We start from the raw sequence: 13945 nt of genomic DNA, 5'->3' as shown, positions 1-13945 counted from the left end.
CGTCGGGGCGGTCGGCGTCGTAGTGCCCTGGGTGGGTTCGTCTGTCGTGAGGCGCAGCCGGGTGGGCGACACGCGGCCCGCCGTGGACGCGCTTCACGGGTGGGCTCACGACCCGATATGCACTGCCGAACCGGTGCCGTCATCCCTGCACCCTCGGGCTGTTCGCCTTCTTCACGGAGCGCAGCACGGAACGCATCTCACGTGGTGGGATGATGGCCCGCATGTCGACACCGCAGGTGACCTTCGAGGATGTGGTCGCCGCCCGTGAGCTCCTGGCCGATGTCGCCGTGCGGACCCCGGTGGTGCACTCGCACGTGCTCTCCAGCCTTCTCGGCGGGCCCGTACACCTCAAGTGCGAGAACCTTCAGAGGTCCGGCTCCTTCAAGGTGCGCGGCGCCTACGTGCGGATCGCCCGGTTGACCGAGGAGGAGCTGGGACGGGGCGTGGTCGCGGCCAGTGCGGGCAACCACGCGCAAGGCGTGGCGCTCGGCTCGGGCCTGGTCGGGACCAAGTCGACGGTCTACATGCCGGAGGGGGCGCCGCTGCCCAAGGTGGCGGCGACCCGGTCCTACGGCGCCGCAGTGGTCTTCGCCGGGCACACCGTGGACATCGCGCTGGCGCGGGCCAGGGAGCACGCGGAACGGACCGGTGCGGTGTTCATCCATCCCTTCGACCATCCCGACGTCATCGCGGGACAGGGCACGATCGGGCTGGAGATCCTGGACCAGCTGCCCGAGGTCGGCACGATCGCGGTGTCGATCGGCGGCGGGGGCCTGGCCGCCGGGGTCGCGCTCGCGGTCAAGTCGTTGCGGCCCGGGGTACGGATCGTCGGTGTGCAGGCCGAGCGGGCAGCCGCCTATCCGGCTTCGCTGGCGGCCGGGCAGCCGGTCGTGGTCCAGCCCGCCGGCACGATGGCGGACGGCATCGCGGTGGGCCTGCCCGGGGAGTTGCCCTTCGAGCTGATCCACTATCTGGTCGACACCGTGGTCACGGTCACCGAGCAGGAGATCTCCCGGGCGCTGGTGCTGTGCCTGGAGCGGGCCAAGCAGGTCGTCGAGCCCGCCGGGGTGGTGTCGGTGGCCGCGGTCCTGGCCCACCCCGAGGTCTTCGAGCCGCCGGTGGCGGCCGTGCTCTCCGGGGGCAACATCGACCCGCTCCTGCTGGCCAAGGTGCTCCGGCACGGCCTGGCCGCGGCGGGACGTTACCTGACCCTGCGGATCTCGCTGCCCGACCGGCCGGGCACGCTGGCGGCGCTGATGGCCGAGGTGGCGGAGCTGCGCGCGAACGTGCTGGACATCGCGCACGAGCGGGTCGGCGCCGACCTGGGCGAGGTCGAGGTCCAGCTCCAACTGGAGACCCGGGGGCCCGAGCACGCGGACGAGGTGCTCGGCGTGCTCCGCAAACAGGGCTACCGTCCCATCGCCACCTGATCCCCCGCGTCGCCGCTCGGTGGGTCGCCCGCCGTACGGCGCCGCCGGGAACGCCCGCGTTCACGCCTCGCCGTACCGGCGCCGGGGGACGGTGGGCCGGGCCGGGCTGGATGCGGACGGTACGGAACCACGGGGTGGTGGGTCCGTGTCCGGGGAGGGCCGGTGGTGGGTCCGTGTCCGGGGAGGGCCGGTGGTGGGTCCGTGTCCGGGGAGGGCCGGTGGTGGCTCGTGCTCAGGGAAGGGCCGGTCGGGGTGGTGAGGCCGGTGGTCGTGCAGAGATCCTCATCACCCTTTCGTCGTGGGCGTCTCGACATCGCGAGCAGGCTCGGTTGTCGTGCGGCGCAGCTGGAGTGGGCGACACCCGACCGGCCGCGGACGCGCCCCACGGGTGGGCCTACACGCCTCCGGGGGTCACCAGGTGGCGGGTTTGCGGGACTGGAAGAGCCAGGCGTCGAACAGGGCGTCGAGCTGCTTGCCGGAGAGCTTCTCGGCCAGGGCCGTGAACTGCTCGGTGGTCACGTTGCCGTGCTCGTGCTCGGCGTTCCAGGTCTTGAGCAGTTCGAAGAAGACCTGGTCGCCGATGCGCTGGCGGAGGGCGTGCAGGGTCATGCCGCCGCGGGTGTAGACCGAGTTGTTGAACAGGTCGTCGGGCTGGGCGCGGCCGGGGGCGTAGGCCCAGATCGGGTCGTCGTCGTCGGCCGCGTAGTGGCGGCGGAAGATCTCCTCGGCGGTGGAGTCGCCCTTGTGCTCCGACCAGAGCCACTCGGCGTAGGTGGCGAAGCCCTCGTTGAGCCACAGGTCCTTCCACCGGGTGATGCTCAGGCTGTTGCCGAACCACTGGTGGGCGAGCTCGTGGGCGATGATGTCCTCGTCGGGGTCGAAGCCGCCGTACATGGGCTTGGTCTGGTTCTCCAGCGCGTATCCGGCGGAGAAGTCGTCCACCACCCCGCCGGTTGAGGAGAACGGGTAGGGGCCGAACACCGTGGCCCAGTAGTCGGTGATCTCTCCCGAGAGCCTGTAGAGCTTGTTCAGGGAGGAGCCGAAGCGCGGGTCCACGGCGGCCAGGTTCTTGATGCCGGAGGCGGTCTCGCCCTCGCGGAGCTCGAACCGGCCCAGGGTCATGGTGGCCAGATAGCTCACCATCGGGTGGTTCTCCCGCCAGACGTAGGTCGTCTTACCGCCGGAGGTCCTCGGCCTGCCGACCATCTCCCCGTTGGCCAGCGCGGTCAGCCCGGCGGGGACGGTGATCTCGAAGTCGTACAGGGCCTTGTCGGAGGGGTGGTCGTTGACGGGGAACCAGGTCTTGGCGCCGTTGGGCTCGCAGGTGACGAAGGCGCCGTCCCGGGTCGGGATGAAGCCGTAGGTGCCGAGGTTGGAGGAGTTCCTGACCGGCCGGGGCTCTCCGGAGTAGACGACCTTGACGGTGAACGCCTCCCGGTCGCCGATCGGCCGGGAGGGGGTCACGCTGAGCTCGTCGCCGGAGCGCTCGAAGGTGGCGGGCCTGTCGTCCACCGTGATCTCGCCGACCGTGAACCCGGACAGGTCGAGGTTGAAGCGGGACAGCGCCTGGGTGGCCCTGGCCTCGATCACCGCCACCCCGGACAGCTGCCGGGAGTCCGGTTCGTAGCCGATCGTGAGCCGGTAGCGCTCGGCGTCGTAGCCGCCGTTGCCGTCGGTGGGGAAGTCGGGGTCGCCGATCCCGGGCGCGCCGGGGGAGGCGGGACCCCCGGAGGAAGCCGTGGCGCCCGGGGAGGGGGCGGTCGCGGCACCGGAGGGCCTCGCGGTGGCCGGTGCGGACTCGCCGGTCCCGTCGGGGGAGCAGGCGAGCGCGCACAGCAGGACGGTGGTTGCCGCGATGACCGGCCGACCCGACAGCATGGTTGAGAGGTCCCCTTCCCGGCCCGGGCCGTGCCGGGACACAGGCTGACCAGCCTACGCCAGCACGCCCGGTCCGGTACTCACCGTGACGGGGACACCGTCACGGTGAGCCGGGAAAAAGGAGCCGGGAGCAAGTCGGGGACGTCTGTGTCCGCGTCACAGGTTGCCGCGGCGCTCCTGCTCGCGCTCGATGGCCTCGAACAGCGCCTTGAAGTTGCCCTTGCCGAAGCCCAGCGAGCCGTGCCGCTCGATGAGCTCGAAGAACACCGTGGGACGGTCCTGCACCGGCTTGGTGAAGATCTGCAGCAGGTAGCCGTCCTCGTCGCGGTCGACCAGGATCCTGCGCTTCTTCAGCTCCTCGATCGGAGCCCGGACCTCGCCGATGCGGGCGCGCAGCTCCGGGTCGTCGTAGTAGGAGTCGGGCGTGTCCAGGAACTGCACCCCGGCCGCCCGCATGTGGTCGACCGTGGTCAGGATGTCGTTGGTGGCCAGGGCGATGTGCTGCACGCCGGGGCCGCCGTAGAACTCCAGATACTCGTCGATCTGCGACTTCTTCTTGGCGACGGCCGGCTCGTTGAGCGGGAACTTCACCTTGCGGGTGCCGTCCGCGACGACCTTGGACATCAGGGCGGAGTACTCGGTGGCGATGTCGTCGCCGATGAACTCCGCCATGTTGGTGAAGCCCATGACCTTCTTGTAGAACTCCACCCACTCGTCCATCTTGCCGAGCTCCACGTTGCCGACGCAGTGGTCGACGGCCTGGAACAGCCGGCCGTTCTTCACCGCGGGCGGGGCGACGATCGGCTCGGCGGCGACGTAGCCGGGCAGGTACGGCCCGCTGTAGTTGGAGCGGTCGACCAGCGTGTGCCGGGTCTCGCCGTAGGTGGCGATCGCCGCCATGACGACCTTGCCGTGGTCGTCCTCCAGCGTGTACGGCTCCGCCAGGCCCTTGGCGCCCTGGGCGAGCGCGTGGGCGTAGGCCGCCTCCACGTCCGGGACCTCGATGGCCAGGTCGATCACGCCGTCGCCGTGCTCGGTCACGTGCCGGGCGATGTCGGTTCCGGCCCGTACGGCGCCGCGGAGCTCGAAGCGGGCGCTGCCTGAGGTGAGGACATAGGCCACCTCGTCACGGCTGCCGGTCTCCGGGCCCTTGTAGGCCACGAGCCGCATGCCGAACGCGGTGGAGTAGTAGTGGGCGGCCTGCTTGGCGTTGCCGACGGCGAAGACCACGGCGTCCATGCCGTTCACGGGAAAGACGTCACTCATGCAGACACTGTCTGTTTCATTGGATTGCCTGTGCAAGGGTTACTTATTTCGGTGGACAATCTGTATAGCTACTGACCGGTCAGCGCGGAGGATCTGTACATCATGACGATTGATCAGCTGGACGCCCGGCTCATCGCCCTGCTGGCGGAGGAGCCCCGGCTGGGCGTGCTGGAGTGCTCGCGGCGGCTCGGCGTGGCCCGGGGCACGGTCCAGGCCAGGCTCGACCGGCTGACCGCCCGGGGGGTGATCACCGGGTTCGGGCCCGACGTCGCCCCCGCGGCGCTCGGCTACGACGTCATGGCGTTCGTCACTCTTCAGATCCGTCAGATCAGCGGGCACGACCCGGTCGCCGACCAGCTCGCGAAGATCCCGCAGGTGCTGGAGGTGCACACCATCACCGGCGGAGACGACATGCACTGCCGGGTGGTGGCGCGCAGCAACGCCGACCTTCAGCAGGTCATCGACCGGATCGTCGAGGTGCAGGGAGTGGTCAGGACCTCCTCGGTGATCGCCCTGGACACCCCCGTGCCATACCGGATCCTGCCGTTGGTGAGAGATGTCCCGCGCAGGGAACGAAGCTGACCGTAGGTTCTGAGGTGGGAATCCCCCGTCGCCGTCCGTCGTTTAGCAATAACGGTTCGCAGGGCTGACGGGGGTCGCGCGGCCTGGATCAGGGGGTGTGTCACAGGTGGGGAAGGGCAGTCGCGGGAGAAGGGTCCTGCGGGCCGCGATCATCACCTTCGGGGTCGGCTTCGTCGCGATGATCGGCTTGTTCGCCGTCGCGTGGGCGATGACCCCCATCCCGGACAGCACACAGTCCGCCGCGACCGCGCAGGGATCGGTGATCTACTACCGCGACGGCAAGACCGTCCTGGCCAAGCAGGGCGTCAACCGCAGGAACGTGCAGCTGAAGGACGTTCCCAAGGGCCTCAGGGACGCGGTCATCGCGGCCGAGAACCGCTCGTTCTACGAGGACAGCGGCGTGTCCCTGAAGGGGACCGCCCGCGCGATGTGGTCCACCGTCACCGGCAAGCAGCTGCAGGGCGGTTCGACGATCACCCAGCAGATGGTCCGCAACTACTACAGCGGCCTCAGCCAGGAGCGGTCCGCGGTCCGCAAGCTCAAAGAGATCATGATCTCCCTGAAGGTGGACAGGTCCGAGAGCAAGGACTGGGTCCTGGAGCAGTACCTCAACACGATCTACTTCGGCCGGGGCGCCAACGGCGTCCAGGCCGCCGCCGACGCCTACTTCCGCAAGGACGTCGGCAAGCTGACCGTGGCCGAGGGCGCCTACCTCGCCGCGGTGATCCAGCAGCCGTCGCGCTTCGCCGACCCCAAGGGCGCCGACCTGACCGCGGCAAAGCAGCGCTGGCAGTGGGTGATCGACGGCATGGTGCAGACCGGCGCGCTCACCCCGGCCGAGGCCGCCAAGGTCAAGTTCCCCGTCCTGAAGGAGCCGAAGGCGGTCTTCACGCCCGAGGGCCAGGAGGGCTACATGCTCGACCAGATCATGGCCGAGCTCAGGAAGCGCGGATACACCGACGAGATGGTCAACCAGGGCGGCCTGAAGATCATCTCGACCTTCGACAAGAAGCTGATGGAGACCGCGGAGCAGGCCGTCACCTCGGTCCTGCCCGAGGGCACCTCGCCGAAGGTGCGCACCGGCCTGGCCGCCGTCGACCCCGCCACCGGCGAGGTCCTCGCCTTCTACGGCGGGCGCAGCTACAAGGCCAACAAGTTCGACAACTCCTTCTCCGCCGAGGTGCAGGCCGGGTCCACGTTCAAGGCGTACGCGCTGGCCGCGGGTCTGGAGAACGGCCTCAAGCTGGGCACCCGGGTCTACGGCAACTCGCCCATGCGGGTCGCCTCCGACCCCGGCCACCCGATCCCCAACTCGGGCGGCGCCTCCTACGGCCAGGTCAACCTGATCACCGCCATGCGCCACTCGGTGAACACCGCGTTCGTCGACATCGGCCAGCGGGTCGGCCTGGAGAAGGTCGCCGAGGCCGCCGAGGACGCGGGCATCCCCGTCGACCAGATCACCCCGCACGAGGACGCCGCGACGCTGCCGCTGGGCGTGAGCTCGGTGAGCGCCGTGCAGAACGCCGCCGGCTTCGCCACCTTCGCCGCGAACGGCGTGCACCGCTCGCCCCACGTGATCCGCTCGATCATCGACGGCGACGAGCGGATCAGGATCACGGACAAGGGTCAGCAGGTCTTCTCCGAGACGACCGCGGCCGACGTCACCTACACGCTGACCCAGGTCGTCACGGGCGGCACCGGCACCGCCGCCCGTCTCTACGACCGCCCGGTGGCCGGCAAGACCGGCACCACCGACAAGTCGGCGTCCGCCTGGTTCACCGGGTACACCCCGCAGCTCTCCGTCGCCGTGAACATGTTCCGCGACGACAACAAGCCGGTGGTGGTGGGCGGGAGCGTCCAGTACGGCGGGCAGTACCCCGCCCAGATCTGGCGCGCGTTCATGACCGAGGCGATGGAGGGCAAGCCCGTCAAGCAGTTCCCCAAGCCCTCCGACTACGGCTACGCGCCCTCCACCGGCGACCGTCCGTACAACGACGGCGGCTACGGGAACTACGGCGACTACGGCGACCAGGGCGACACCGCTCCTCCCGCGACCCCCGAGCAGACGGCCGCCCCCGACCCCGGCCCGACGACGGCCCCCGACCCGGACGGGAACGGGAACGGCGGTGACGGAACCGGCAACGACGACGGCACCGGCGGCGACGGGAACGACGGCACCGGCAACGACGACGGCACCGGTGGCGGCGGGACCGGCGGGGACGGAAACGGCGGGACCGGGAACGACGGCACCGGCGGAGACGGGAACGGCGGCGGGTCCGGGAACGACGGCACCGGCGACGGTGGGAACGTCAACACCAACGGCTGAAACGGCTGAAACGGCCGAGGCCGCACCCCCGGTACGGCGCCGGGATCGCACCCGCCCGCCGTACCAGGAGCCGACCCCGGGAGCCGATCCCGGGAGCCGGTCCCGCGAACCGGCCCCGGGAATCAGCCTCAGGAGCCGGCCAGCTCCGCCTTCAGGTCGGCGGGGGTGGTGACGGGCATCCTGCAGGTGAAGTTGCGGCAGACGTAGGCGGCCGGGGAGCCGTCGACCGGCGTGCGGCCCTCCAGGAGGGGGACGCCGGAGGAACCGGGCTCGCCGAGGGCGATGACCAGGCCGGGCGCGGGGGACGTCAGCGCGGCGCGGTGCAGGGCCGCGGTCGCCGGGTCGTCGGGCGCGCCGACCACGGCGACCTCGACGGGGCCGGAGACGGCGGCCTGCGCCACGGCCAGGCCCCAGCCCGCGAAGCGGGCGTGCCGTTCGGCCAGCACGCTCACCGTGCCCAGCGCGGCCTCGGCGGCCTCCCGGTGCCGGGCCGAGCCGGTCAGGGCGGCGTAGGTGAGCAGCGCCCCGGCCGCGGCGAACTGGCCGGAGGGCGTGGCGTTGTCGGTGGGGTCCTGCGGGCGCTGGAAGAGGCGCTCGGCGTCGTCGGCGGTGTCGAAGAACCCGCCGGACCCGTCGGAGAAGCGGGTGAGCACGGTCTCCAGCAGCGCCTCGGCCCGGTGGAACCATCGGGTCTCCCCGGTGACCCCGTAGAGGGTGAGCAGGCCCTCGGCCACGTCGGCGTAGTCCTCCAGGACTCCAGCGTTGCCTCCCGCCCGGCCGTCGCGCGAGGTGCGCAGCAGCCGGTCGCCGTCCATGTGCACCTCCTCCAGCAGGGTGGCCGCCGCCCGCGCGGCCGAGACCAGGTCGGCCCGGTCGAACAGGGCCCCCGCCTCGGCCAGGGCCGCCACGGCCAGGCCGTTCCAGGCCGCGACCACCTTGTCGTCCCGGCCCGGCCGCACCCGGCGGGCCCGGGCGGCCAGCAGGGCCGAGCGCACCCGCTCGAACCGCTCGGGGTCGTCGGGATCGGACAGCAGCTGGAGCACCGAGGTGCCGTGCTCGAACGTCCCGGCCCCGGTGACCTCGAAGACCCCGGCGGCCCAGTCGCCGTCCTCCTCGCCGAGGAGCTCCTCCAGCTCGTCCACGGTCCAGACGTAGAACTTGCCCTCGACCCCCTCGCTGTCGGCGTCGAGCGCCGAGGCGAAGCCACCCTCGGAGGTGCTCATCTCGGCCAGCAGCCAGTCGGCGGTCTCCAGCGCCACCCGCCTGCCCATGACCGAGCCCGTGGCGCGCCACCAGTGCGTGTAGACCCGCAGCAGCAGGGCGTTGTCGTAGAGCATCTTCTCGAAGTGCGGCACGATCCACTCGGCGTCCACGCTGTAGCGGGCGAACCCGCCGACGAGCTGGTCGTACATCCCGCCCCTGGCCATGGCCTCCAGGGTGCGCTCTGTCATCGACACGGCCCTGCCCGCCTCGGGACCCCCGGCGGCGCCGTACCGCAGCAGGAACTCCAGCGCCATGGACGGCGGGAACTTGGGCGCCCCGCCGAACCCGCCGTGCACCGGGTCGAAGGACGAGGCGAGGTTCCGTACGGCCCGCGTGAGGGTCTCCGGCGTGGGCAGCGGCCCCGACGGGAAGGCCGTCTGCTCGCCCAGCGCCTCGACGATCTTGGAACTCTGCGTCAGGACGCCCTGCCGGTCCTCCTTCCAGGTGGTGGCCACCGCGGTCAGCAGGCGCTGGAACTGCGGGCGGGGGAAGTAGGTGCCGGTGTAGAAGGGGTGCCCCTCGGGCGTGGCGAAGACCGTCATCGGCCACCCGCCGTGGCCGGTCATCGCCTGGGTGGCCGCCATGTAGACGGCGTCCACGTCGGGGCGCTCCTCACGGTCCACCTTCACGTTGACGAAGTGCTCGTTCATCAGCGCGGCGGTGGCCTCGTCCTCGAACGACTCGTGCGCCATGACATGGCACCAGTGGCACGCCGAGTAGCCCACGCTGATCAGCAGGGGCGCGTCCCGCCGCGCGGCCTCCTCGAACGCCTCCGGGCCCCACTCGAACCAGTGGACCGGGTTGTCGGCGTGCTGCAGCAGGTAAGGACTGGTGGCGTCCTTCAGCTTGTTCATCGAGGCGCTCCTGGGTGCGTGGTGCGTGCCTTCCCGCGGTGCGGGCCGGGCGGGGCCGGACGTGGGACTCCTACCCCTACGGCCCGGCCTTGCTCCAAGTAAACCGGGAAGGCCCGGACCGGGCGCGGCGACAGGACGGGGTGTCCGGCGGTCGTCGCGGCATTAAAAGGACGCGGATGCTATTTGATGTTGAACGTGCTTATTTGCGGACAAAGCAGTTTTTAACCTTTTAGCGAGGTGACGGACATCTAACGCCTGTGCAATACTTCACTGCCTCCGCAGGGTCGCCCGCCGGCGGCCGAGGCGGAAGGCTAGAATCACCTCAGGTCGGTACGGCTCCCCTCCGGGATTGGAATCCAATCGCCGGGCCTCACCGAGTCCCGGTAACGCATAGAGCGGTTCGAGGATAGAGCGGTTTGAGGCCATGAACGCATCGGGTGAGAAGCAGACCGACGTCACCTCCGACGTCAGAGATCTCCGTGACGTCCCGCTCTCACTCGTCGGCCGGGCCGATTTCGACGGCATCGTGCGCCGGATCCTCCCCGGCTCGCCGGAGGTCCGGCGCGTTCCCGTGGCCGCGTTCAACTCCTCCATCTGATCCAGGGGGGCCGCCGTGAGCAGGCCCTTGACGCCGTTCCGGCAGTTCGTACTCAAGGTGCACAGCCGGTGCGACCTGGCGTGCGACCACTGCTACGTCTACGAGCACGCCGACCAGAGCTGGCGCGGCCGGCCCAAGGTGATCTCGGATGAGACCGTCTCCTGGACGGCCGTGCGCATCGCCGAGCACGTCAAGGCGCACGCCCTGAACCGGGTGCACGTCGTGATGCACGGCGGCGAGCCGCTGCTGGCCGGGCCCGACCGGCTCGACCGCATCGCCGCCGAGCTGCGCGGCCACCTGGACGGGATCTGCGCGCTCGACCTGCGCGTCCACACCAACGGCGTGCTGCTCGACGAGCGGTTCTGCGAGGTGTTCGCCGCCCGCGGCGTCAAGGTGGGCGTCTCGCTCGACGGCGACCGGGCCGCCAACGACCGTCACCGGCGCTTCGCCGACGGGCGCAGCAGCCACGCCCAGGCGCTGCGCGCGGTCGAGCTGCTGCGCGCCCGGCCGGAGCTGTACGCCGGGCTGCTGTGCACCGTCGACGTGGCCAACGATCCTGTCGCGGTCTATCGCGCGCTGGCGGAGCTGGAACCGCCCCGCATCGACTTCCTGCTGCCGCACGCCACCTGGGACGTCCCGCCTCCGCGTCCGGCGCCGGCCGCCTACGCCGACTGGCTGATCGAGATCTTCGAGCTCTGGGCCGCCGACGGCGGCGCCCCGCCGGTCCGGATGTTCGAGTCGATCATCTCGACCGCCCGGGGCGGGTCCAGTCTCACCGAGTCGCTCGGCCTGCAGCCCTCCGATCTGGTCGTCATCGAGACCGACGGGAGCTACGAGCAGGCCGACTCGCTCAAGACGGCTTTCGACGGGGCGCCGGCCACCGGCCTGCACGTGCTGCGCGACACCTTGGACGAGGTGGCCAGGCACACCGGCGTGCTGGCCCGCCAGCGGGGCCTGGCGGGCCTGTGCGGGCAGTGCCGCGCCTGCCCGGTGGTCGACAGCTGCGGGGGCGGGCTGTACGCGCACCGTTACCGGAGCGGCTCGGGGTTCGCCAACCCCAGCGTGTACTGCGCCGACCTGCTCAAGCTGATCACCCATGTCCGCGGCAGGACGTCGGAGCCGACCCACACCCTGCCGTCGGCGGCCCTGGACGCCCTGGCCTCCGGGTTCGGCGGAGGGAACGAGGTGACCCATCTGGCCGAGTCGCAGCGCAGCCTGCGGCGCGCCCTGCTGGCGGCGGTCAACGCGGCGACCGGCCCGGCCGGTGGTGCGGTGCAGGAGCGGGCCTGGGAGCTGATCACCGGACTGGACGGCACGCATCCCGGCGCGGTCGAGGCCGTTCTCGCCCACCCCTACGTACGGGTCTGGGCGGCCGGGTGCCTGCGCGATGGCCGACACGCGGGGCATCTGGCCAACATCGCCGTCGCCGCGGCGGTCCGGGCGGGCGTCACCGCCGCGCTCGACGTCCGGGTGCTCGGCGGCGCGGTCCACTTGCCCTCCCTCGGCGTCTTGGACGTGGATCCCGCCGCCGCGGGCCGTACGGCGTGGCCCGAGACGGACTCCGCCGCGCACCCTGCGGGCCGTACGGTGCGGCTGGAGGTGTCCGGAGGCAGGATCGCGCTGGACGGCGGGGTGGATCTGGACCCCCTCGCGCCCGGTGAGTGGCCGGGCTGGCACCCGGTCAGGCGGCTGTCGGCGGGCGGCTTCTCCGTCGGGCTGGAGGACACCGACCCGTTCAGGGACTGCCACCAGTGGCCGGCCGCCGGCCGCCTCACCGATGACCGGGTGGCGGCCTGGCAACGGGCCTTCGCGGAGGCCTGGGCGCTGATCGAGTCCGAGCTTCCCGCCTACGCGCCGGGCCTGCGCGTGGGGCTGTCCGTCCTGACGCCGCTGGCCCCGGCGCCCGAGGGCCGGGAGGTCAGCTCGACCGCCAGGCACGCCTTCGGCGCCGTCGCGGCGGCTCTGCCCGACGGCCCCGCCACGCTCGCGCTGCTCATCGTCCACGAGTTCCAGCACGTCAAGCTGGGCGCCGTGCTGGACATCCTCGACCTGTACGACGAGGGGGACACCCGCCGGTTCTACGCGCCCTGGCGCGACGACCCCCGGCCGCTGGAGGGCCTGCTGCAGGGGACCTACGCGCACATCGCGGTGACGGACTTCTGGAGGGTGCGCCGCCACGCCGACCCCGGGCGGGCGGAGGCGCAGTTCGCCCGCTGGCGGCGGGACACGGCCGAGGCGATCGAGACGCTCGCCGCCTCAGGCGCCCTGACCCCGCTGGGCGGCAGGTTCGTGACGGAGATGCGGCGGTCGGTCGCGGCGTGGCTGGACGAGCCCGTCTCCGCGGCGGCCGAGGCCGAGGCCGCCCGCTCGGCGCGCGTCCACCGGGAGCGGTGGACGGCCGCGGTTTCCCCGCGGTCCTGATTTCCGCCCCGGAAATAGCCGAAAATCAGAGCGCCGCCACTTTTCCGATATACGCCCCGTTTCTATAGTGAGTATTCACCGGGGAAGGGGGGCGGATGGCTGCGCCGCACTCTGCGGGGGGTTATCAAGGACCGTATTTTTTTCTCAGCTATGCCCATGTCCCGTCACTGGACGGCACGGGCTCCGGCGATCCCAACCAGTGGGTGGAAAGACTCTTCCGCGCGCTGTGCGACTACATCCTCCACCACACCAACGTGCCCGCCGGCTCGGCCGGATACATGGACCGGGGGCTGCGGACGGGAGAGAACTGGCCGCGCGCCCTGTCCGAGCAGCTGTCCGCCTGCCGGGTGTTCGTCCCCCTGTACTCACCCCGCTACTTCGAGAGTGAGTCCTGCGGCAAGGAGTGGGCCTGTTTCGTGAATCGTGCCAGCGACCACGTCGCCTCGGGCGGGGCGATGCCCGAGGCGATCATCCCCGCCCTGTGGACCCCGGTCAGGCTGGAGGCGATGCCCCAGGTCGCCCGGGACATCCAGTTCAACCACACCGACCTCGGACAGCACTACGCGGACAAGGGCTTCTACGGGATCATGAAGCTCCAGAAGTACCGGAGGCACTACCAGAACGCCGTGCACGAGCTCGGACGGCGGATCATCGAGGTGGCCGAGAACACCCCGATGCCCCGGGGGAGCATCTCGAACTTCACCACGGCCAAGAGCGTGTTCACCGACAGCGTCCCCGAGCGGCCGATCACGGTGACGGTGGCCGCGCCCGACACCGGGTCGCTGCCGGAGGGGCGCGACCCCGTCTACTACGGCGAGACGGCCCCCGAATGGGACCCCTACCGCACCGGTGACGACAGGAGGCCGCTGGCGGACTGCGTCGCCGAGGTGGCACGTTCGCGGGGGTTCCTGCCGGAGATCGGCTCGCTGGGCGAGCACGCGGGGATGCTCGAGGCCGACGACTCCCACGCCCCCGGAGTCGTCCTGGTGGACCCGTGGGCGACCTCCGGCGAGGAGGGCAGGCGGGCGCTGCGCCCGGTGGACCGGCCGGGACGGCCGTGGGTGACGGTCATGGTCGCGTGGAACCTGGACGACCCCCAGACGGTGCGGCACCAGGAGCGGCTCAGGCACGACCTGCGGGCGGCCCTGGGCGCCAAGCTCGCCGAGCCGGAGTCCAGGCCCCACGTCCCCGGGTTCGACGACTTCCGGAACATGTTGCCCGACGTCCTGCGCAGGGCGGAGCAGCGGTACCTGAACCGGGCCCCCGCCTATCCCCCCGAGGGAGAGAAGATCGACCGTCCCAAGCTGACCCGGCCCGAGGAGTGACC

9 protein-coding genes are annotated in these 13945 nt (G+C 71.2%); 6 read left to right on the top strand and 3 right to left on the bottom strand.

Features of this window, described 5'->3' with window-relative positions:
* Nucleotides 1-221 precede the first annotated feature (221 nt).
* Nucleotides 222-1430: a threonine ammonia-lyase gene (ilvA, locus tag Psi01_RS10850; protein WP_204063832.1), complete on the top strand. Its 1209-nt coding sequence runs from the start codon at nucleotides 222-224 to the stop codon at nucleotides 1428-1430.
* A 411-nt stretch (nucleotides 1431-1841) separates the two neighbouring features.
* Here ilvA and Psi01_RS10845 read toward each other — a convergent pair whose 3' ends face one another.
* Together Psi01_RS10845 and hppD are read right to left on the bottom strand one after the other, a co-directional pair.
* Nucleotides 1842-3308, bottom strand: coding sequence for a M1 family metallopeptidase (locus tag Psi01_RS10845; RefSeq protein ID WP_204063831.1), 1467 nt, complete (start codon nucleotides 3306-3308; stop codon nucleotides 1842-1844).
* Nucleotides 3309-3464: 156 nt separating this feature from the next.
* On the bottom strand, nucleotides 3465-4574 hold the full coding sequence (hppD, locus tag Psi01_RS10840; protein WP_204063830.1) for a 4-hydroxyphenylpyruvate dioxygenase: 1110 nt from the start codon (nucleotides 4572-4574) through the stop codon (nucleotides 3465-3467).
* 102 nt (nucleotides 4575-4676) lie between these two features.
* Between hppD and Psi01_RS10835 the strand changes: the two genes are divergently transcribed.
* Together Psi01_RS10835 and Psi01_RS10830 are read left to right on the top strand one after the other, a co-directional pair.
* Entirely contained in the window at nucleotides 4677-5156 is a 480-nt protein-coding gene (locus tag Psi01_RS10835) for an Lrp/AsnC family transcriptional regulator (RefSeq protein ID WP_204063829.1), read from the top strand.
* A gap of 106 nt (nucleotides 5157-5262) precedes the next feature.
* Entirely contained in the window at nucleotides 5263-7482 is a 2220-nt protein-coding gene (locus Psi01_RS10830; protein WP_239127461.1) for a transglycosylase domain-containing protein, read from the top strand.
* Nucleotides 7483-7610: 128 nt separating this feature from the next.
* Here the strand turns inward: Psi01_RS10830 and Psi01_RS10825 are convergent, their stop codons facing one another.
* Complete coding sequence (locus tag Psi01_RS10825) at nucleotides 7611-9599, bottom strand: thioredoxin domain-containing protein (protein ID WP_204063828.1); 1989 nt, start codon at nucleotides 9597-9599, stop codon at nucleotides 7611-7613.
* Nucleotides 9600-10023: 424 nt separating this feature from the next.
* Here Psi01_RS10825 and Psi01_RS10820 point away from each other — a divergent pair, with 424 nt between their 5' ends.
* From Psi01_RS10820 to Psi01_RS10810, 3 genes are all read left to right on the top strand, one after another.
* Nucleotides 10024-10197, top strand: a complete 174-nt coding sequence (locus Psi01_RS10820; RefSeq protein ID WP_204063827.1) for a hypothetical protein — start codon at nucleotides 10024-10026, stop codon at nucleotides 10195-10197.
* A 15-nt stretch (nucleotides 10198-10212) separates the two neighbouring features.
* Nucleotides 10213-12618, top strand: a complete 2406-nt coding sequence (locus Psi01_RS10815) for an FxsB family cyclophane-forming radical SAM/SPASM peptide maturase (RefSeq protein WP_204063826.1) — start codon at nucleotides 10213-10215, stop codon at nucleotides 12616-12618.
* Between the two features lie 95 nt (nucleotides 12619-12713).
* A complete protein-coding gene (locus tag Psi01_RS10810) occupies nucleotides 12714-13943 on the top strand; it encodes a TIR-like protein FxsC (RefSeq protein ID WP_204063825.1) in 1230 nt (409 codons plus the stop codon).
* Nucleotides 13944-13945 lie beyond the last annotated feature (2 nt).

The sequence above is a fragment of the Paraplanobispora siamensis genome (assembly GCF_016863175.1).
GTDB classification, from domain to species: domain Bacteria; phylum Actinomycetota; class Actinomycetes; order Streptosporangiales; family Streptosporangiaceae; genus Planobispora; species Planobispora siamensis.
The sequence above is the reverse complement of the archived record's forward strand: the minus strand, read 5'-3'. Positions and strand labels throughout refer to the sequence as shown.

Excerpts from the sequence above, each read along its gene's own strand:
- Psi01_RS10820 (WP_204063827.1), top strand. The coding sequence starts at position 10,024 with ATGAACGCATCGGGTGAGAAGCAGACCGACGTCACCTCCGACGTCAGA.
- Psi01_RS10810 (WP_204063825.1), top strand. The coding sequence starts at position 12,714 with ATGGCTGCGCCGCACTCTGCGGGGGGTTATCAAGGACCGTATTTTTTT.
- Psi01_RS10825 (WP_204063828.1), bottom strand. The coding sequence starts at position 9,599 with ATGAACAAGCTGAAGGACGCCACCAGTCCTTACCTGCTGCAGCACGCC.
- hppD (WP_204063830.1), bottom strand. The coding sequence starts at position 4,574 with ATGAGTGACGTCTTTCCCGTGAACGGCATGGACGCCGTGGTCTTCGCC.
- Psi01_RS10845 (WP_204063831.1), bottom strand. The coding sequence starts at position 3,308 with ATGCTGTCGGGTCGGCCGGTCATCGCGGCAACCACCGTCCTGCTGTGC.
- Psi01_RS10835 (WP_204063829.1), top strand. The coding sequence starts at position 4,677 with ATGACGATTGATCAGCTGGACGCCCGGCTCATCGCCCTGCTGGCGGAG.
- ilvA (WP_204063832.1), top strand. The coding sequence starts at position 222 with ATGTCGACACCGCAGGTGACCTTCGAGGATGTGGTCGCCGCCCGTGAG.